Origin of the sequence: Streptomyces sp. NPDC046931, assembly GCF_040644655.1 — a bacterium.
Taxonomy (GTDB): Bacteria; Actinomycetota; Actinomycetes; order Streptomycetales; family Streptomycetaceae; genus Streptomyces.
On sequence record NZ_JBEYWX010000004.1, the window covers coordinates 406,347 to 425,104 of the forward strand.

General features: G+C 71.0%; 18 protein-coding genes and 1 riboswitch. Of the genes, 8 read left to right on the top strand and 10 right to left on the bottom strand.

Features of this window, described 5'->3' with window-relative positions; all coding sequences use genetic code 11:
• Positions 1 to 207: 207 nt before the first annotated feature.
• The 4 genes from groL to thrC all read right to left on the bottom strand — a co-directional run bounded on the left by groL (position 208) and on the right by thrC (position 4,442).
• Complete coding sequence (groL, locus tag ABZ876_RS11560) at positions 208 to 1,830, bottom strand: chaperonin GroEL (protein WP_361777984.1); 1,623 nt, start codon at positions 1,828 to 1,830, stop codon at positions 208 to 210.
• 404 nt (positions 1,831 to 2,234) lie between these two features.
• Positions 2,235 to 2,438 (bottom strand): cold-shock protein, encoded by a 204-nt coding sequence (locus tag ABZ876_RS11565; RefSeq protein WP_009339379.1) that lies wholly within the window; start codon positions 2,436 to 2,438, stop codon positions 2,235 to 2,237.
• A 451-nt stretch (positions 2,439 to 2,889) separates the two neighbouring features.
• The gene (locus tag ABZ876_RS11570) at positions 2,890 to 3,165 is read right to left on the bottom strand and encodes a MoaD/ThiS family protein (RefSeq protein ID WP_361777987.1); all 276 of its coding nucleotides are present in this window, start codon (positions 3,163 to 3,165) and stop codon (positions 2,890 to 2,892) included.
• Complete coding sequence (gene thrC, locus ABZ876_RS11575; RefSeq protein ID WP_361777990.1) at positions 3,162 to 4,442, bottom strand: threonine synthase; 1,281 nt, start codon at positions 4,440 to 4,442, stop codon at positions 3,162 to 3,164. The genes ABZ876_RS11570 and thrC overlap by 4 nt, the downstream gene beginning before the upstream one ends.
• An 18-nt stretch (positions 4,443 to 4,460) precedes the next feature.
• Positions 4,461 to 4,604, bottom strand: a riboswitch (SAM riboswitch).
• Between the two features lie 150 nt (positions 4,605 to 4,754).
• Between thrC and ABZ876_RS11580 the strand changes: the two genes are divergently transcribed.
• Positions 4,755 to 5,726: a glucosyl-3-phosphoglycerate synthase gene (locus tag ABZ876_RS11580; protein WP_361777993.1), complete on the top strand. Its 972-nt coding sequence runs from the start codon at positions 4,755 to 4,757 to the stop codon at positions 5,724 to 5,726.
• A gap of 114 nt (positions 5,727 to 5,840) precedes the next feature.
• Positions 5,841 to 7,268, top strand: a complete 1,428-nt coding sequence (locus tag ABZ876_RS11585; protein WP_361777996.1) for a trehalose-6-phosphate synthase — start codon at positions 5,841 to 5,843, stop codon at positions 7,266 to 7,268.
• Between the two features lie 85 nt (positions 7,269 to 7,353).
• Here the strand turns inward: ABZ876_RS11585 and otsB are convergent, their stop codons facing one another.
• The 3 genes from otsB to ABZ876_RS11600 form a co-directional block, all read right to left on the bottom strand.
• Positions 7,354 to 8,199, bottom strand: a complete 846-nt coding sequence (gene otsB, locus ABZ876_RS11590; protein WP_361777999.1) for a trehalose-phosphatase — start codon at positions 8,197 to 8,199, stop codon at positions 7,354 to 7,356.
• Positions 8,200 to 8,305: 106 nt separating this feature from the next.
• Positions 8,306 to 8,533, bottom strand: coding sequence for a DUF3263 domain-containing protein (locus ABZ876_RS11595; protein ID WP_361778002.1), 228 nt, complete (start codon positions 8,531 to 8,533; stop codon positions 8,306 to 8,308).
• Positions 8,534 to 8,585: 52 nt separating this feature from the next.
• The gene (locus ABZ876_RS11600; protein ID WP_361778005.1) at positions 8,586 to 9,806 is read right to left on the bottom strand and encodes an extracellular solute-binding protein; all 1,221 of its coding nucleotides are present in this window, start codon (positions 9,804 to 9,806) and stop codon (positions 8,586 to 8,588) included.
• 175 nt (positions 9,807 to 9,981) lie between these two features.
• On the opposite strand from ABZ876_RS11600, the gene ABZ876_RS11605 reads away from it, so the two are divergent.
• From ABZ876_RS11605 to ABZ876_RS11615, 3 genes are all read left to right on the top strand, one after another.
• Positions 9,982 to 10,926 carry an ROK family protein gene (locus tag ABZ876_RS11605; protein WP_361778008.1) on the top strand — a complete coding sequence of 315 codons (945 nt, stop codon included), beginning with the start codon at positions 9,982 to 9,984 and terminating at the stop codon, positions 10,924 to 10,926.
• Complete coding sequence (gene nagA / locus ABZ876_RS11610; protein WP_361778011.1) at positions 10,926 to 12,068, top strand: N-acetylglucosamine-6-phosphate deacetylase; 1,143 nt, start codon at positions 10,926 to 10,928, stop codon at positions 12,066 to 12,068. Before ABZ876_RS11605 ends, nagA begins: the two co-directional genes overlap by 1 nt.
• Before the next feature lie 178 nt (positions 12,069 to 12,246).
• Positions 12,247 to 13,176 carry a 1-phosphofructokinase family hexose kinase gene (locus tag ABZ876_RS11615; RefSeq protein WP_361778014.1) on the top strand — a complete coding sequence of 310 codons (930 nt, stop codon included), beginning with the start codon at positions 12,247 to 12,249 and terminating at the stop codon, positions 13,174 to 13,176.
• Between the two features lie 19 nt (positions 13,177 to 13,195).
• Here ABZ876_RS11615 and ABZ876_RS11620 read toward each other — a convergent pair whose 3' ends face one another.
• Positions 13,196 to 14,134, bottom strand: a complete 939-nt coding sequence (locus tag ABZ876_RS11620; protein WP_361778017.1) for a carbohydrate-binding protein — start codon at positions 14,132 to 14,134, stop codon at positions 13,196 to 13,198.
• A gap of 118 nt (positions 14,135 to 14,252) precedes the next feature.
• Positions 14,253 to 15,926, bottom strand: coding sequence for a diguanylate cyclase CdgB (cdgB, locus tag ABZ876_RS11625; RefSeq protein WP_361778020.1), 1,674 nt, complete (start codon positions 15,924 to 15,926; stop codon positions 14,253 to 14,255).
• 426 nt (positions 15,927 to 16,352) lie between these two features.
• On the opposite strand from cdgB, the gene ABZ876_RS11630 reads away from it, so the two are divergent.
• Entirely contained in the window at positions 16,353 to 16,928 is a 576-nt protein-coding gene (locus tag ABZ876_RS11630; RefSeq protein ID WP_361778023.1) for a flavin reductase family protein, read from the top strand.
• Positions 16,929 to 16,935: 7 nt separating this feature from the next.
• Here the strand turns inward: ABZ876_RS11630 and arfB are convergent, their stop codons facing one another.
• Positions 16,936 to 17,364 carry an alternative ribosome rescue aminoacyl-tRNA hydrolase ArfB gene (gene arfB, locus ABZ876_RS11635; RefSeq protein WP_361778026.1) on the bottom strand — a complete coding sequence of 143 codons (429 nt, stop codon included), beginning with the start codon at positions 17,362 to 17,364 and terminating at the stop codon, positions 16,936 to 16,938.
• Between the two features lie 159 nt (positions 17,365 to 17,523).
• On the opposite strand from arfB, the gene ABZ876_RS11640 reads away from it, so the two are divergent.
• Positions 17,524 to 18,099, top strand: coding sequence for a TerD family protein (locus ABZ876_RS11640; RefSeq protein ID WP_361778029.1), 576 nt, complete (start codon positions 17,524 to 17,526; stop codon positions 18,097 to 18,099).
• Between the two features lie 106 nt (positions 18,100 to 18,205).
• A complete protein-coding gene (locus ABZ876_RS11645) occupies positions 18,206 to 18,727 on the top strand; it encodes a GNAT family N-acetyltransferase (RefSeq protein ID WP_361778032.1) in 522 nt (173 codons plus the stop codon).
• The last annotated feature ends 31 nt before the right edge of the window (positions 18,728 to 18,758 follow it).

The following is an 18,758-nucleotide window of genomic DNA, read 5'->3' on the forward strand; positions in this document are numbered from 1 at the left end:
GTGGGGACTCCTCGGGGGTGGGCTCTGGCGACCAGCGGGTATGTGCACGCGCATTGTTGCACCTGCTCAAACAAACGCCCGCGCGGTGTCGCGCATTCCACACACCGGGCGGCCGCCGCGTGACCCCGGACACGCCCGAGGGCGGCACCCTCTGTGGGAACAGGGGGTGCCGCCCTCGGCAAGGACGTTGATCAACCTTCAGGTCGATCAGAAGTCCATGTCACCGCCCGGCATGCCGCCACCGGCGGGCGCGGCGGCCTTCTCCGGCTTGTCGGCGATGACGGCCTCGGTGGTGAGGAACAGCGCGGCGATGGAGGCGGCGTTCTGCAGAGCGGAACGGGTCACCTTCGCCGGGTCGATGATGCCTTCCTTGACCAGGTCGACGTACTCGCCGGTCGCGGCGTTCAGGCCGTGACCCGGGGTCAGGTTGCGCACCTTCTCCACCACGACGCCGCCCTCGAGGCCGGCGTTGACGGCGATCTGCTTCAGCGGGGCCTCGAGCGCCAGCTTGACGGCGGCGGCACCGGTGGCCTCGTCGCCCTGGAGCTCCAGCTTCTCGAAGACCTGGGAGGCCTGGAGCAGGGCCACGCCACCACCGGCGACGATGCCCTCCTCGACGGCCGCCTTCGCGTTACGGACGGCGTCCTCGATGCGGTGCTTGCGCTCCTTGAGCTCGACCTCGGTGGCGGCACCGGCCTTGATGACGGCCACGCCGCCGGCCAGCTTCGCCAGGCGCTCCTGGAGCTTCTCGCGGTCGTAGTCGGAGTCGCTGTTCTCGATCTCGGCGCGGATCTGGTTCACGCGGCCCTGCACCTGCTCCGGGGAGCCGGCGCCGTCGACGATCGTGGTCTCGTCCTTGGTGATGACGACCTTGCGGGCGCGGCCCAGGAGGTCCAGGGTCGCGTTCTCCAGCTTGAGGCCGACCTCCTCGGAGATGACCTCGCCGCCCGTGAGGATGGCGATGTCGCCGAGCATGGCCTTGCGGCGGTCGCCGAAGCCCGGGGCCTTGACGGCCACGGACTTGAAGGTGCCGCGGATCTTGTTGACGACCAGGGTCGACAGGGCCTCGCCCTCGACGTCCTCGGCGATGATCAGCAGCGGCTTGCCCGACTGCATGACCTTCTCGAGGAGCGGGAGCAGGTCCTTGACCGAGGAGATCTTGGAGTTGGCGATCAGGATGTACGGGTCGTCGAGGACGGCCTCCATACGCTCCATGTCGGTGGCGAAGTACGCCGAGATGTAGCCCTTGTCGAAGCGCATGCCCTCGGTGAGCTCGAGCTCCAGACCGAAGGTCTGGGACTCCTCGACGGTGATGACGCCTTCCTTGCCGACCTTGTCCATGGCCTCGGCGATCAGCTCACCGATCTGGGTGTCGGCGGCGGAGATGGAGGCCGTGGAGGCGATCTGCTCCTTGGTCTCGACGTCCTTCGCCTGCTCCAGCAGGGCGGCGCAGACGGCCTCGACGGCCGTCTCGATACCGCGCTTCAGAGCCATGGGGTTCGCACCGGCGGCCACGTTGCGCAGGCCCTCGCGGACCAGCGCCTGGGCGAGCACGGTCGCGGTGGTCGTACCGTCACCGGCGACGTCGTCCGTCTTCTTGGCGACTTCCTTGACCAGCTCGGCGCCGATCTTCTCGTACGGGTCCTCGAGCTCGATCTCCTTGGCGATGGAGACACCATCGTTGGTGATCGTGGGGGCGCCCCACTTCTTCTCGAGGACGACGTTGCGGCCCTTGGGGCCGAGCGTCACCTTCACGGCGTCCGCGAGCTGGTTCATGCCGCGCTCGAGGCCGCGCCGCGCCTCCTCGTCGAACGCGATGATCTTGGCCATGTGAAGTGGTCCCTCCAGGACTGGGGGTGATTCCTTCGGACCGCGCCCGCGCCCGCGACGGACGGCCCCGGCCGGAGGTTCCTTGCCCCACCCGGCCCGCGGCCTCACCGACCCGGTCCATCTTTGTCACTCTCACCTTCAGAGTGCTAACGCCAATGATTAGCACTCGGCCCCCCCGAGTGCAAGGCGCGCCGACGAAGCGGGCTCGATGAGGGGTGGTGGCCGGGTGGCGGTTGGGCGCAGGGCGCGCCCGCGAAGCGGGGTCGTCGAGAGGGGCGCGCGTGCGGTTCTGCCGCACCCCCTCACACCTCACCCCGCCCGGCCCCGGACAGACCGAGGGGCCCGTACCCCATGGGATACGAGCCCCTCGACACGTCGAACAGTTCAGTCGTCGGCGCGCAACCTCAGCCTGCCAGGCGGACCATGTCCGCCTGCGGCCCCTTCTGACCCTGCGAGATCTCGAACTCGACCCGCTGACCCTCTTCCAGGGTGCGGTAGCCGTCCATCTGAATCGCGCTGTAGTGGACGAATACATCCGCACCACCGTCGACCGCGATGAAGCCGTACCCCTTCTCCGCGTTGAACCACTTGACGGTGCCCTGAGCCATGCCTAACTCCCCTATTACTGGCCCTTGCACAGATCCACACTTCGCGGATCCGGGTCAGACCTCACCCCCCAACGGTTGGGGGCGTGCGCCGGAACGCGTCGACCGCGGCTGAATGTATCTGTCCAACTGCCGTCTGCAACAGGTCAATCGGACGAGAAATCCGGGCATGACCGGTCGGGAATGTACGAAGAATTCACCTGAATTCAGGGCAAGTCGGGCCCGACAAAAGGAATGGATGGCGTAAAAGCCCCGCCTACTTTGGCTGCTTCTAGTCGGGTGGGCCGCAGGGGCCGGCGGCGTCCGCCGGAGGGACCGGGAACGCGTTCCCCAACTGTACCGCGCTCAACCATACAGAATTGCCCCCTCCGCTTCTCTCACGGAGAGGGCAATTCGATGAACTCTCGGTGTTGTCGTTACCGAGGGTAATGGTCGTACGGGAGGTGAGCGGCCGTCAGCCGCCCGCGACCGCCGGGATGATGGAGACGCCCGCACCGTCCGGCGTCGCCGTGTCCAGACCCTGCTCGAAACGCACGTCGTCGTCGTTGACGTACACGTTGACGAAGCGGCGCAGCTTGCCCTGGTCGTCCAGGACGCGGGCGGCGATGCCGGTGTGGTTCTTCTCCAGGTCGGCGATGACCTCGGCGAGGGTCGTGCCCTCGGCGGCGACCTCGGCCCGGCCCCCGGTGTAGGTGCGCAGGATGGTGGGGATGCGAACGGTCACGCTCATGCGAGGCCAGCCTCTCGGAAGGAGTCCAGGGTCGGACGGATCGTCGCGGTGAGGCCGGTGCCCGCCACCGCGTCCAGGGTCTTCAGGCCGTCGCCGGTGTTGAGGACGACGGTCGTCTTCGTCGGGTCGAGGACACCGCTCTCGATCAGCTTGCGTGTCACGCCCACCGTCACACCGCCCGCCGTCTCCGCGAAGATGCCCTCCGTACGGGCGAGCAGCTTGATGGCGTCCACGATCTGCTCGTCCGTCACGTCCTCCACGGCCCCGCCGGTGCGGCGCGCGATGTCGAGGACGTAGGGACCGTCCGCCGGGTTGCCGATCGCCAGCGACTTGGCGATCGTGTCGGGCTTCTGCGGCCGTACGACGTCGTGGCCCGCCTTGAACGCGGTGGACACCGGCGAGCAGCCCTCGGCCTGCGCACCGAAGATCTTGTACGGACGGTCCTCGACCAGCCCGAGCTTGATCAGCTCCTGGAGCCCCTTGTCGATCTTCGTGAGCTGGGAGCCGGAGGCGATCGGGACCACGATCTGGTCCGGCAGCCGCCAGCCCAGCTGCTCGGCGATCTCGTACGCCAGAGTCTTGGACCCCTCCGCGTAGTACGGACGCAGATTGACGTTGACGAAGCCCCAGCCCTCGCCGGCCGGGTCGCCGATCAGCTCCGAGCAGAAGCGGTTCACATCGTCGTAGTTGCCCTCGATGCCGACCAGCTCGCCGCCGTAGACCGCGGCCATGACGACCTTGCCCTGCTCCAGGTCGTGCGGGATGAACACGCAGGAGCGAAAGCCGGCCCGGGCCGCCGCGGCGCCGACCGCGCCCGCCAGGTTGCCGGTGGAGGAGCAGGAGAGGGTGGTGAAGCCGAAGACACGCGCCGCCTCCAGCGCCTGGGCGACCACGCGGTCCTTGAAGGAGTGCGTCGGGTTGCCGGAGTCGTCCTTCACATACAGCCCGCCGGTCACGCCCAGCTCGCGCGCCAGGTTGTCGGCCTTGACCAGCTTGGTCCAGCCCGGGTTGAGGTTCGGCTTGTCGGCGACGTCCGCCGGGACGGGCAGCAGCGGCGCGTAGCGCCAGATGTTCGCGGGGCCCGCCTCGATGCGCTTGCGCAGTTCCTCGGTGTCGTAGCCCGAGAAGTCGTAGGCGATCTCCAGCGGGCCGAAACACTCCTCGCAGGCGAAGACCGGGCCGAGCGGCACCCGATGGCCGCACTCACGGCAGGACAGGGCCTTTGCCGGACCGAGGTTCACGGAGTCGGTGGGGGTTGCAACTGTCTGCACAGCCATGTCAGGCGAGGCCCTTTCTCCTCATCTTCCTCACGACGCATCTCGCCGTGAGACGGATTTGGCACCTTCCCTAGCCGGGAGCCTCGCGGTGGAAGACGAGAATCGGCTGGAGGGTTGCCGGGGCTTCATCGGGCCGTGTCCCTCTGCCCCTCTGGATGAGCTGTATGCGGTTGTTTCACTGGTGATGAGCGGCGGCGACCCACGACATGCGATGGTCACCGGCGTTGTTCAAGACTGTAACCGAAGGCCACGACAGTTGAGATAGTCGTCCGAACCGCGAGATGGATCACCACATGTGAGGAGCCGCAGACTGTGCTGGAAGAAGTCGAGCGCTGGCTGAGCACCCGCTCCTGGTCCGTGGCCGATCGCCCGCTCCATCAGATCCTGGCCGCCAAACGCTCCTCTGGCTCGTCGGTCAGCGTCGTGCTGCCCGCGCTCAACGAGGAGGAGACGGTCGGCGAGATCGTCGCCGTCATCCGCCACGACCTCATGCAGCAGGTGCCGCTCGTCGACGAGATCGTCGTCGTCGACTCGGGCTCCACGGACCGTACCTCCGAGGTGGCCGCGGCGGCCGGCGCGACGGTGGTGCACCGCGACGCCATCCTGCCGCGCATCCCCGCCGTGCCCGGCAAGGGCGAGGTGCTGTGGCGCTCCCTCCTGGTCACCCGCGGGGACATCATCTGCTTCGTCGACGCGGACCTGAGGGAGTTCTCCTCGGACTTCGTCTCCGGGATCGTGGGCCCGCTGCTCACCGAACCGGGGGTGCACCTCGTGAAGGCGATGTACGACCGGCCGCTGACCCCGGCCGGTGAGCACGCCCCCGGCACGGCCGCGGCGGGCCAGGGCGGCCGTGTCACCGAGCTGATGGCCCGCCCGCTGCTCAATATGCACTGGCCTCAGCTGGCCGGCTTCGTACAGCCGCTCGGCGGCGAGTACGCCGCCCGCCGCTCCCTGCTGGAACGGATCCCGTTCCCGGTCGGGTACGGCGTGGAGCTGGGCATGCTGGTCGACGCCCTGCACCTGGTGGGCCTGGACGCGCTGGCCCAGGTCGATGTCGGCGTGCGCCTCCACCGCCACCAGGGCGGTCAGGCGCTCGGCCGTATGGCCGCGGCGATCTACCGCACCGCACAGCTGCGGCTGGCCCGCGGCCATCTGATCCGCCCCGCCCTCACCCAGTTCGAGCGCGTCGAGGGCGGCTTCGAGCCACGGACTTACGCGGTGGACACGGAGGAGCGGCCGCCGATGACGGAGATCACGGAGTACGCGAACCGGCGGGCGGCCTGAGCCTTCGCCTCCGCCGGCGACGGCCTGCGGCCGTCACGCCGCCGGTCGTATACGGCTCCGCATACGGCCGAAGGGAACGTTTGAGCGTTTTCGCCTCGGGCTAGGTTTCGTGGCATGGTTTCGAATGCGGCTTCCGTTCTCGTGGCGTCCAACCGCGGCCCGGTCTCGTACGCGCTGGACGAGACCGGACGGCTCACCGCCAGGCGCGGCGGGGGCGGACTGGTCTCCGGCCTGTCGGCGATCGGCCCCGGCACGGACGCGGTGTGGGTCTGCTCGGCGCTGAACGACAGCGATCGGGAGGCCGTACGGCGCACGGGCGGTGCGCTCGATCCGGCCGACACCGGCGGCCAGCGCGTACGGATGCTCGACATCGACGCGCAGATGCACGCCGACGCGTACAACGGCATCGCGAACTCGGTCCTGTGGTTCGTGCACCACATGCTGTACCAGACGCCGATGGAGCCGGTCTTCGACGCGGAGTTCCGGCGGCAGTGGGCGGCGTACGAGAGATACAACCGGGCGTTCGCCGAGGCGCTGGCGCAGGAGGCGGCCGAGGGCGCGGCGGTCCTGGTCCAGGACTACCACCTCACCCTGACTCCCCGGATGCTCCGCGAGCTGAGGCCCGACCTGCGGATCGGCCACTTCTCGCACACGCCGTGGGCGCCGCCGGAGTACTTCCGGCTGCTGCCCGACGACATCGCCGCGCAGGTGCTCGGCGGGATCCTGGGCGCGGACCGGGCGGCGTTCCTCACCGAGCGGTGGGCGGGCGCGTTCACGGACTGCTGTCATGCGGTCCTCGGCCCGGGCATCCCCGCCGGCACCCGCATCGGTGTCCACGGGCTGGGGGCCGACGCGGAGTTCCTGCGCGAGCGGGCGCACCGGCCGGACGTGGCGGAGCGGATGCGCACCCTGCGGGACCAGATCGGCACGGCCCCCGACGGCGGACCCCGCAAGACGATCGTGCGGGTGGACCGCACGGAGCTGTCCAAGAACATCGTGCGCGGGCTGCTGGCCTACGAGGAGCTGCTCCAGTCGCGTCCGGAGTGGCGCGAACGGGTCGTCCACGTGGCGTTCGCGTACCCGTCCCGGCAGGACCTGGCCGTCTACCGTGACTACACGGCGGAGGTCCAGCGGGTGGCCGCGGAGATCAACTCCCGTTTCGGGACCCCCGGGTGGACCCCGGTGGAGCTGCACGTCAAGGACGACTTCGCGCGCTCGCTCGCCGCGTACCGGCTGGCGGACGTGGCCCTGGTGAACCCCATCCGGGACGGTATGAACCTGGTCGCCAAGGAGGTCCCGGTGGTCTCCGACGAGGGCTGTGCGCTGGTGCTGTCGCGGGAGGCGGGGGCCTACGAGGAGCTGGGCGAGGACGCGGTGACGGTGAACCCGTACGACATCGTGGGCACGGCCCGGGCGCTGCACGAGGCGCTGTCGATGGGGCCGGGGGAGCGCGCGGAGCGCACGAAACGGCTCGCCGCGCAGGCCACGGCGCTCCCTCCGGCCCGGTGGTTCCTGGATCAGCTGGCCGCGCTGGACGGCTGACGGCCGCCGCGCGCCATCCGGACGGTACCGGAGCACTTCACCGGACGGTTCCGGGGGCGCTTCACCGGGCGGCCCCAGGAGCACTTCACGCGAGCCTGCCCGCCAGGGCCCTCAACAGCGCCACGACCCCTTCCGGGCCGTCGGTCACGAGATCGGCCCTGTCGGCCAGTTCCGTGACCTCCTCGCTGCCGCTGCACACCAGCAGGCCGGGGACGCCGTCCGAGCGGAGTTTGTCGACCGCGGCGAAGGCCGGGAGATCGCCGAGATCGTCCCCCACGTACATGACCGCTCCGGCGCCGACCTCGCGGACGTACTCCGCCAGGGCCACTCCCTTGTCCATGCCCGGCGGGCGCAGCTCCAGGACCATCCGGCCGGGTTCGACGATCAGGCCGTGGCGGGCGGCGAGGCCGGAGAGCGGTTCGCGCAGGGCCTCGAAGGCGGCCTGCGGATCGTCGGCGCGGCGGGTGTGCACGGCGACGGCCCGCCCCTTCTCCTCGATCCAGGTGCCCCGCCAGGCACCGATCTCGTCCAGGAAACCGGGGAGTTCGGCCCGGACGGCGGCGACGCCGGGATGCGGGGCGGGAGCGTTGACGGTGCCGGTGCGGGCGTCCCAGCGTTCGGCGCCGTAATGGCCGAGGACGACGAGGTGGTCGAGGCCGGGCACTCCGGCGAAGCCGCCGTGGCGGACGGCGACGCCGGCCGGGCGGCCGGTGACGACCGCGACGGAGGCGACCTTCGGGGCGAGCGCCGCTAGAGCGGGGACCGCGTCCGGGTGGGCGCGGGCCTGGTCGGGGTCCGGGACGATCGGGGCGAGCGTCCCGTCGAAGTCGAAGGCGAGGACGGCCCGCTCCGGCCGGGCGAGGATGGCGTCGAGACCGTCGCGCCCGGCCGGAGTGGCGGGCGTCGGCAAGGAGTCCGTGTGGCTGCCCATGCAACGACCCTATCCGCGTGGGAGGCGATGCACGCCTGCCTCACGAATCCGGCGCCCCGCGCGGTCGGCGCCCCGCGCGGTCGGCCCGCGCGGTCGGCCCGCGCGGTCAGCGCTCCGAGCGGCGGGCGTCGCGCAGACGGCGGAGGCGGTTGACCGTGACCGGGGCGTGGGCCAGGGCCCTCGGGTCGTCGAGGAGGGCGTTGAGCAGCTGGTAGTAGCGCACGGGGGCGAGACCCAGCTGCTCACGGATGGCCCGTTCCTTGGCCCCCGGCCCGGAGAAGCTGCGCCCCTCCAGGGCGAGGACGGCCTTCTCTCGGGGGTTGAGCTGTTCCATGGGGGAACGGTAGCCGCAGGGGCCGACAGAGCGGACCGCTCGGCCGGTCGCGTCAGCCGGTCGCGCTGTCCGCCGTCACCGCCGCCCGCTGGAGCCGGCCAAGGATGGCCTCCGGGTTGCCGCCGGGGCCGACCGCCTTGCCGATCTGCTTCTTGATGTCCGCGCTGACACCCGCCCAGGACGTCTTGCCGACCGGGTACAGCTCCGAGCTCGGCAGCTGCTCCAGGAAGGGCTCCAGAGCCGCGTCCCGGGGCGACGCCGCCATCGTCTCCTGCGCCGAGTTCGTGACCGGCAGCAGGTCGTACCGGCGCGAGAAGTCCAGCACGTTCTTCTCGTCGTACACATAGTCGAGGAACTCGCGGATCTGGTCCTTGTGGCCGTTCTGCTTGAAGGCCATCATCCAGTCGGCCACGCCCATCGTGGACTTCGCCCGGCCGCCGACCCCCGGCATCGGCACCATGCCGAAGTTCACGCCCTTGGCCCGCGCCGCCTTCATCAGGGAGGGATGGCCGTTGAGCATGCCGACCTCACCGCGTGTGAACGCGGCGAAGGCGTCGGCGCGGTTGAGCCGGCCCGGCGCCACCGGGCCCGTCAGCCCCTTGCCGACCAGTTCGTCCTTCAGCCAGGTGAAGGTGCCCACGTTCTGCGCGGAGTCGAGGTCGTATGAGCCGAAGCCGTCCAGGTAGCCGTCGCCGCCGCTGAGCAGCCACTGCATGGTCTCCGCCTGGGCCTCCTCCGGCCCGAGCGGCAGCGCGAAGGGGAACTTCACGCCCTTGACCTTGAGCGCCTGCGCGTCCGCCGCCAGGTCGTTCCAGGTCGTGGGCGGCTGGATGCCCGCCTGGGAGAACAGCGTCTTGTTGTAGAAGAGCAGCCGCGTGGACGCTGCGAACGGCATGCCGTACTGGGTCCGGTTCACCTTGCCCGCGTTGCTCAGCTCCGAGGCGAAGTCCGCCTGGACGGGGATCGAGAGCACCTCGTCGGCCTGGTACAGCCGGCCCGCCGCCGCGTGGTCCGCGTACGCCCCGATCTGCGCCATGTCCGGCGCGTGGCCCGCGGCCACCATCTCCTTGACCTTGCGGTCCACGTCGTTCCAGGAGTAGACGCTGACCTCGACCTTGATTCCGGAGTGCTCCGCCCGGAAGTCCCGGACCAGTGCGTCCCAGTACTTCTTGGAGCTGTCGGCCGAGGAGTCCCCGTAGTCCGCGGCCACCAGCCGCAGCGTCACGTCCCCCGAGCCGGGCGAGCCCGAGCAGCCCGCCACCGCCGCTGTCATGCCCAGTGCGGATACCCCCGCGATCAGACCCCTGTGCCACGCCGTCCTACGCGCCCCGCGCCCCTGCACCGCTCTTGACCAACCTTGCTGTCTCGACATGTGGAATATCAACTACATAGGTCTACACCACGCGAGTGGACTAGACCTCTTCGGGCCCAGGGGTCACACTGTCTCCGTGAGACATGTCATCGCCCTCGACGTGGGCGGCACCGGGATGAAGGCCGCCCTGGTCGGTGCGGGGGGCGAGCTGCTGCACCGGGCGCGCCGGACCACCGGCCGCGATCGCGGGCCCGACGCCGTGGTGGAGTCGATCCTCGGTTTCGCCGCCGAGCTGCGCGCGCACGGCGAGCGGAACTTCGGCGAACCCGCGGCCGCCGCGGGCGTCGCCGTACCCGGCATCGTCGACGCCGACCGCGGTGTCGCCGCCTACTCGGCCAACCTCGGCTGGCGTGACGTGCCGCTGCGCGATCTGCTCAGCCGCCGCCTGGCCGGCGCGCCCGTCGCCCTCGGTCACGATGTGCGCACCGGCGGCCTCGCCGAGGGCCGCATCGGCGCGGGCAAGGGCGCGGACCGCTTTCTGTTCGTCCCCCTCGGCACCGGTATCGCGGGCGCCATCGGGATCGACGGCCGGGTGGAGGCCGGCGCGCACGGCATCGCCGGTGAGATCGGCCATATCGTCGTACGACCCGGCGGGGCCCCCTGCCCGTGCGGGCAGTCCGGCTGCCTGGAGCGCTACGCGTCCGCGGCGGCCGTCAGCGGAGCCTGGGCCGAGGCGTCCGGGGATCCGCACGCCGACGCGGCCGACTGCGCGCGGGCCGTCGCGTCCGGTGATCCGAATGCCGTCCGGATCTGGCAGGAGGCCGTGGACGCGCTCGCCGACGGCCTGGTCACCGCCCTCACCCTGCTGGACCCGCGCACGGTGATCGTCGGCGGCGGGCTGGCCGAGGCGGGGGAGACCCTGTTCGCACCGCTGCGGGACGCCGTCCGGCGGCGGCTCACCTTCCAGAGGCCGCCGTCGGTCGTCCCCGCTGCGCTGGGGGAGCGCGCCGGATGCCTGGGCGCGGGACTTCTCGCCTGGGATCTCCTGGAAACCACTGACCGTTCGGAGGTAACCGCCTGATGGCCCCCAGCAAGGTTCTCGCCGGTGCCCGGGTGGTGCTGCCCACCGGGATCGTGAGCGACGGCAGCGTCGTCGTGGAGGGCACACGGATCACCGAGACCCCTCCCCCGGACGCGGAAATCCTCGATGTACGGGGCCACTGGCTGGTCCCCGGCTTCGTCGACCTGCACAACCACGGGGGCGGCGGGGCGTCCTTCTCCGGTACGGCCGAAGAGATCCTGACGGCCGTCCGCACCCACCGGCTGCACGGCACCACCACCCTTGTCGCCTCGACCGTCACCGACGACATGGACTTCCTCGTCCGGCAGGCCGGACTGCTGTCCGAGCTGGCGGAACAGGGCGAGATCGCCGGCATCCACTTCGAGGGGCCGTTCATCTCGCCGTGCCGCAAGGGCGCGCACTCGGAGGAACTGCTGCGCGACCCGGACCCGGCCGAGGTGCGCAAGCTGATCGACGCCGCCCGCGGCCGGGCGAGGATGGTCACGCTCGCCGCCGAACTGCCCGGCGGCATCGACTCCGTACGGCTGCTCGCAGAGCACGGAGTGATCGCGGCGATCGGGCACACGGACGCGACGTACGAGCAGACGGTGCGGGCGATCGACGCGGGCGCGACGGTGGCGACACACCTGTTCAACGCGATGCCGCCGCTCGGCCACCGCGCCCCCGGGCCCATCACCGCGCTCCTGGAGGACGAGCGGGTCACGGTCGAGCTGATCGACGACGGCACCCATCTGCACCCGGCCGCCCTCCAGCTGGCGTTTCATCACGCCGGGGCCGCCCGGGTCGCGTTCGTCTCGGATGCGATGGACGCGGCGGGCATCGGCGACGGGCGGTACATGCTCGGTCCGCTGGAAGTGGAGGTGGCCGACGGGGTGGCACGTCTGGTGCAGGGCGGCTCGATCGCGGGCTCGACGCTCACCCTGGACCGCGCCTTCCGGCGGGGGGTCACCGTCGACCGGCTCCCGGTGGAGGACGTCGTCGCGGCCGTCTCGGCCAATCCGGCCAGGCTGCTGGGCGTCTACGACCGGGTGGGTTCCCTGGAGCCCGGAAAGGACGCCGACCTGGTGCTACTGGACGAGGAGTTCGCCCTCAAGGGGGTGATGCGCCGCGGCGCATGGGTGGTCGGTCCGCAACTGGGGTGATTCATCCGCTTGTTGGTGCAGGGCGGTCGACCCGGGGACTGGGCCGACCGCCGACTCATTTGGCATGATCGAGCCTCCGCACACCGCCGACGGCGGGAGCACCCTGGAATTCCGCACACGGGGAACCGACGTACGGAACCACCAGGCGCGCCGCCACGACATTCGAGGGAGGTCCCAGGTGATCCTGACGGTCACGCTGAACACCGCTCTCGACATCACCTATCGCGTACGGGCGCTGAGGCCGCACAGCTCGCACCGGGTGACCGAGGTGGCCGAACGGCCGGGTGGCAAGGGCCTGAACGTGGCCCGGGCGCTCGCCGCGCTCGGCCACCGGGTGACCGCCACGGGATTCGCCGGCGGCGCGACGGGCCGCTCCCTGAAGGACCAGCTCACAAACACCCCCGGGATCGTGGACGCGCTGGTTCCGGTGGCGGGCGCCACCCGGCGCACGGTCGCGGTGGTCGACGGGACGACCGGCGAGACCACCCAGCTCAACGAACCGGGCCCGGCGATAGCGCCGGCCGAGTGGTCGGCCTTCCTGGACACCTACGCGGACCTGGTGGGTTCCGCGGCGGCGGTGGCCCTGTGCGGCAGCCTGCCGCCGGGGGTGCCGGTGGGGGCGTACGCCCAACTGATCCGCACCGCACGGGCGACGGGCGTTCCCGTCCTGCTCGACACGAGCGGGGAGGCGCTACGCCGCGGGGTGGCGGCCCGCCCGGACATCGTCAAGCCGAACGCCGACGAGCTGGCCGAACTCACCGGTTCCCACGAGCCGTTGCAGGCCACCAGGGACGCCCGCAGACGCGGGGCGCATACGGTGGTCGCCTCGCTGGGCGCGGAGGGGCTGCTCGCCGTGAACGCGGAGGGCATCTGGCGGGCCGTCCCGCCGCGGCGCATCCGGGGAAATCCGACGGGCGCCGGCGACTCGGCCGTCGCAGGCCTGCTGTCGGGGCTGGTCGACCATCTGCCCTGGCCGGCCCGCCTGGCCCGCGCGGTGGCCCTGTCCGCGGCGACCGTCCTGGCGCCGGTGGCGGGCGAGTTCGACCGCCACACCTACGAGGGACTACTGGACCGGGTGGCGGTGACGAGCGAGGCGACCGCGGCGTAGCCGGTGCCACCCGGGCCGGCTAGGCCGCCGACCAGCCCTCGGTCAGCCACAGCTGGTCGAGGTAGGCGTTGCACTGGTTCCCCTGCTCGCAGGAGATGCGGATCGTGTTGGTGCCCTTGGTGAGCTGGACGTAGTTGAACGTCTTCGTCCAGCCCTTCTCCCAGTCACCCTGGGGCGCCCCGGCCCAGTTCTTCAGCTTGAGCGGGCCGTCCTGCGCCTTCCCGTTGATCGAGAGGGTGGCGGTGGCGTCGACACCGGGCACTCCGTAGCCGGTGTGCAACGTGTACTTGCCGTCCGCGGGAACGTCCACGCTCCATGTCACGGCGGCACCGACGGCGTTGAAGCCGGACACATAGACCCCGCCGTCGGCCTTGGCGCCCTTCACGTCGGAGGCGGTGGTCGTGCCGCCCTCCAGCCGCAGGGCCTTGGCGTCGATCTTCGGCAGTTCACCCGCGGCCGGGGAGGCCGATCCGGACGCGCTCGGGGAGGCGCTCTGCGAGGCGGTCGGGCCGCTCGACGTGCCGCCCGCCGTGTCCTTCTTGTCGTTCGAGTCGCTGCCGATCATGGCCACCCCGATGCCGATGACGACCGCGGCCACCACCGCGATCGCGCCGATGAGCAGGCCCTTGGTGTTGGGGCCCCGGCCGCGGCCGCCGCCGCCCGTGCCCGTCGGCGTCTGACGGGTCGTGGCGCCGCCGCCCGGCACGGTCTCGGGCGCCGCGTAGTGGGCGTTCGGCTGGCCGGGGCCCTGCTGCTGGGGCACCTGCCCGTAGGCTGCCGTCGGCGCCTGGGGCTGGCCGTACTGCCGTTGACCGACCGTACGCACTCTGTTGACGGATCCCGGGTAGCCGTAGCCGCCGGTGGGCGGCTGGGCGCCGTTGGCCTGACCATCGGCGTAGAGATAGCCGAACGGGTCGTCGTCCTCGGGCGTGCTCGCGCCGTTGTTGCCGGGCGTCATCCCTAGGTACTCCTCAACAGGTGCGGGTCCGATTGCGCATGTGGCTGAATGGCGAGCCTACCCGCTCCACGGGCCCCAAACGGCTGTTCTTCTCATCACCCGCACACTGACCTGGGATTTACCCCGCGCGTCGGTGCTGTTTGGGACGAGATCGTTTCTCCACGTACATCCGCTCGTCAGCGGACTTCAACACTTCGTCCGCGGTCATTCCACAGTGGGCCCAGCCGATGCCGAAACTGGCGCCGACCCGCATGGCGCGGCCGTCCACCCGGATCGGCTGGATGATCTCGTTGCGCAGGCGCACGGCGAGGTCCTGGGCGTCGGCCTTGCCGAGCCCGTCCGCGAGGACGACGAACTCGTCGCCGCCGAGCCGGGCCACCGTGTCCCCGTCGCGTACGCCGCGGCTGAGCCGCCCGGCGACCTCGATGAGGACGGCGTCCCCGGCGTTGTGGCCGAAGCGGTCGTTGATCGACTTGAATCCGTCCAGGTCGCAGAAGAGCACCGCGAGACCCTTGGTGCCGTCGTCGGTGTCCCGGTCGGGGGCGACGGTGTGCACATGGTGGTCGAAGGCGTCGTACGGCCCCGGGCCGGTGTGGAAGTCGAAGGCGTGCCCGCCCCCGTCGAACGCGGCCGGGTGACCGGCCTCGTACGCGGCGTACGCGGCGTCCAGGGATTCGGCAGCGCCCGTCGGCAGGGACTGCGGCCGCTGGCACAGCCGGGCCGACAGCCGCGAGCGCAGCTCCGCCGAGTTGGGCAGACCGGTGAGCGAGTCGTGGGAGGCGCGGTGGGCGAGCTGCAACTCGCGGCGCTTGCGTTCTTCGATGTCCTCGACGTGGGTGAGCAGGAAGCGGGGCCCGTCGGCGGCGTCCGCCACGACGGAGTTGCGCAGGGACACCCAGACGTATGTACCGTCCCGGCGCCCGAGCCTCAGCTCGGCCCGGCCGCCCTCGGCGGAGGTGCGCAGCAGGGTGCCAATGTCCTCGGGGTGGACGAGGTCGGAGAACGAGTAGCGGCGCATGGCGGAGGCGGGCCGGCCGAGCAGACGGCACAGGGCGTCGTTGGTGCGCAGGATCCGCCCGTGCTGGTCGCCGCCCATCTCCGCGATGGCCATGCCGGAGGGGGCGTACTCGAAGGCCTGCCGGAAGGACTCCTCGCTGGCGCGCAGGGCCTGCTGCTCCCGCTCCAGGCGGACGAGCGCCCGCTGCATGTTGGCTCGCAGCCGGGCGTTGCTGATGGCTATGGCGGCCTGGAAGGCGTACATCTGGAGCGCCTCGCGCCCCCAGGCGCCCGGCCGCCGCCCGTTGCGCGGGCGGTCGACGGAGATGACCCCGATCAGCTCGCCGGGGCCGCCCTGGACGCCCGGTGTGTACATGGGCGCGAAGAGGCGGTCGGAGGGGTGCCACTCGTCCTCGAAGCGGGGCTCCGGGCCGTCGGTGTACCACTGCGGGACGTCGTCCTCGTCGAGGACCCAGCCCTCGGTGTGCGATATGAACCTCAGGTCGCCCCAGGCCTCGCCCATGGTGAGCCGGCGCTCCCAGGAGGCGCGGGAGCCGACACGGCCGGTGATCAGCGCCTCGGCCGCGGAGTTCCCGGCGAGCGCGGCGACGACGAGGTCCCCGTCCGGGCGTACGAGGTTGACGGCGGCCAGCTCGTAGCCGAGGCCGGTGACGATGCCCTCGGCGACGTTCTGCAGCGTGTCCGCCAGGCTGCGGGCGGTGTTCATGTCCGCCATCACCTGATGGAGCTGCCGCAAGGTGGCCAGGCGGACATACGGCTCCGACTCGGTCTCCATTCGCCCTCCCCTCGAGGTCTCGCAGCAACTCCAGGGACGCTTCGGCGTACTACGGTTCCCTTCGTCTTCCTCGGTGCGCTACTCGGCGTACTCCGGGTGTAGCGTCGAGCAGCGTCCCCGCCACTGAATCACAGCGCGCTGCCCACTAGGTACACAGGGTCAACAAAATACGCCTCCTGTGACTCAAGTCACAGAAAAACATGAACAATTGGGTGGGGATTCCGCGTTTTTCCGGCGCATTCCGCGCACACAATGCGTCACTCCGTGCAGACGCTGTGATCATACGTGCCAACCGGCCGTGACGAGAGCCGAGTTGAAACCGGGAGATGACCGGCGGGCCTCCCATGGCCTCGGCCGCGGGTCCTAGGTCCCGGCTCGGCCCCGGGGCCGATGCGCGGGCCCGGGGACGCCGACTAGCTTTCCCGTGTGCTGAACACTCGCCCCGCCCCGCTGCTGACCGCCGTCCCGCCCGCCTCCGGGCATCCTGAGGGGGTGAGCAACGACGAGTTCCGCGCCGCCATGTCCCTGCTGGCCACGGGCGTGGTGCTGGTGACCGCGCACGAGCCGGCGCTGGACCCCGAGGGCCCCAGCGGCGAGGACGTCGGCATGACGGCCAACGCGTTCATGTCGGTGTCCCTGGACCCGCCCCTGGTCCTGGTCAGCCTGCGCGAGGGCTCCCGCATGGACGACCTGCTCGCGGAGCAGCCCCTGTGGGCCGTCTCCGTGCTCTCGGAGAGCCAGCGGCACATCGCGGGCCGCTTCGCGATGAAGGGCCGTATCAGCGACCGGCTGCTGTTCGAGGACATCGCCTACGTCCGGGGCGAGGCCTCCGGTGCACCGCTGGTCGGCGGCGCCCTGGCGACCCTGGAGTGCCGCACGGAACAGCGGGTGCGGGCCGGTGACCACACCCTGGTCATCGGCCGGGTGCTGACCGCCCATGTACCGAGCGCGGAGGGCGGCCCGCTGCTGTACTTCCGGGGGCGGTACCGGCACCTGGGCTAGCCGGGGCTCAGGACCAGTCCCGTCCGGAGCGGCCCCGCTTGGTGTCGGCGCGGCGCTTCTTCTCCCGCAGCCGGCGTTCGTTGATCCCGCGGGGGATCCGGGTCGGCTTGCGCGGCTTCGGCGGTGGTGCCGTCGCCTCCGCGAGCAGGGAGGCAAGGCGTACGGCGGCGGCCTCGCGGTTGCGCCACTGCGAACGGTGCTCCGAGGCGCGGACGGTGACGACGCCGTCGACGAGCCGCCCCGCCAGCCGCAGCAGCGCCCGCTCCTTCCACACCGGAGGCAGCGCCTCGGTCCGCGCGAGGTCGAAGCGCAATTCCACCTGGGTGTCGCTGGTGTTGACGTGCTGTCCGCCGGGCCCTGAGGAGCGCGAGAAACGCCACATGAGCTCGGCCTCGGGAAGCGAGACGGAGCCGCGGATGACGTGGGGACCGGACATGGGATCCATGTTCCCGGCTTCAACGGTCCGCGTCACCCGGATTTCCGAACGGCAGGTAAAAGAGGTAAAGAGACCCGGAACCATGGGTACCCCCCTTGGCGTTCCTAAGGGTGGCGGTAGCTTCATCCGCACACGCACCGAGGGAAGGGACTCCCAACAATGGCTGTAAGCCTGTCCAAGGGCGGCAACGTCTCGCTCACCAAGGAGGCTCCGGGCCTGACCGCCGTCACCGTGGGCCTCGGCTGGGACGTCCGCACCACCACCGGCACGGACTTCGACCTCGACGCCTCCGCGATCGCGGTCAACCCGCAGGGCAGGGTCTACTCGGACCAGCACTTCGTCTTCTTCAACAACAAGCAGACCCCGGACAACACGATCGTCCACACGGGTGACAACCGCACGGGTGAGGGCGCGGGCGACGACGAGGCGATCAACGTCAACCTGGCGGCGCTCCCGGCCGACGTCGACAAGGTCGTCTTCCCCGTCTCCATCTACGACGCCGAGGCCCGTTCGCAGAACTTCGGCCAGGTGCGCAACGCGTACATCCGCATCGTCAACCAGGCCGGCGGCCAGGAGATCGCCCGCTACGACCTGTCGGAGGACGCGGCCACGGAGACGGCCATGGTCTTCGGCGAGCTGTACCGCAACGGCGCGGAGTGGAAGTTCCGCGCGGTCGGCCAGGGCTACGCCTCGGGTCTGGTCGGCATCGCCACGGACTTCGGCGTCAACGTCTGACGCCGGGGGACGCCTCACCGGAGGCCCCCGGCCCGCGGAGCGCCGCGGCCGGGGGCTCCGATCCTCTCCGGGTCCCCTGACGCCCGCGCGGGATACGTTGGCGTCCGTGATCCTCCAGCCTCTCCCGCTCTCCGCCGACCACGACATCCCGGCCCCGCTGCTCACCGAACTCACCGCGCTGTACGCCTCCCAGCGCGACTTCCACGCCCTCAGCGGCGACTTCCCGGACCCGGACGACATCCGCCCGGAACAGGTGGCGGCCGCGCTGGCCGAGGAGCTGGCGAACCCGGACGTGGAGGTTCTGCTCGCCCGCGGACAGGGGCGCCTGGTGGGCATCGTCATCACCCTCGCCCGCCATCCCGACCCCGCCGACCCGGACCCGTGGATCGGGCTGCTGATGGTGGACGCGGCCCTGGAGCGGCAGGGGTACGGCCGACGGATCGTCTCCGTCGTCGAGGACCGCCTGCGCGCCGCGGGGCGGACCGCCGTACGCCTCGCGGTCCTGGACGGCAACGCCCGGGCCCTCGCCTTCTGGACGTCGCTCGGCTACGAGACCATCGACCACCGGCGGGACCGCCGACTGGGCCGCCCCTGCACCGTGCTCCGCAAGCCGCTGCCGCCCTCGTGAGCCACAGGGGCGGTGAGTCCGGCGACCCGGC